Source organism: Deferrisoma palaeochoriense (assembly GCF_054656955.1).
Map to the genome: position 1 here is coordinate 1 of NZ_BAAHXI010000172.1, position 602 is coordinate 602.

Below are 602 nucleotides of genomic sequence, written 5' to 3' on the forward strand. Positions count from 1 at the left end.
TTCTACTTTGTCAGATTCGGCAGAGCCTTGGCAAAGTGCAGGTTCGGCAGTATAGTGGCTCCGGATGTCGCTGTAACACGTTGAAATGAAAGGAGGATCAGAATGATTACCAAATTGGAACTGACGAGGTAATAATTCTTCTAATTTAGCCAGCTCCCCTCACCCTCTCGCGGAGTTGGGAGACGACCTGGATCGGTTCACGGTACGCTACCGATCCCATTTCACCTCTCGTACCCGCTCCTGCGAGAAGGCCGCCCAGGCGTACTTTGCCGGCTTGACGCAAGCCCAGAAGCGAAACATGGAGCGCATCGCGGAAGTCGTTCCGGACACCGACGATCAACGCCTGCAGCATTTTGTGTCGTACTCCCCGTGGGATCACCGCGAGGTGATCGACCATGTGGCCCGTGACGCCCACCGGTTGTTGGGAGGCTCCCCCAACACGTGTCTGATCGTGGATGAAAGTGGGTTCCCCAAGAAAGGCAACCGCTCGGTCGGCGTAGCGCGCCAGTGGTGTGGGCGCCTGGGAAAGGTGGAGAACTGCCAGGTGGGCGTCTTCGCCGCCCTGGCCCGAGACGGGGAGGTGACGCTCACCGATGCACGCT

Annotated in this window: 1 protein-coding gene; it reads left to right on the plus strand. The window is 58.8% G+C overall.

The features are described 5' to 3' along the window. Positions 1-274: 274 nt before the first annotated feature. A partial coding sequence (locus ACYQ8L_RS18585) for a transposase (protein WP_459943308.1) occupies positions 275-602 on the plus strand: 328 nt, incomplete at its 3' end.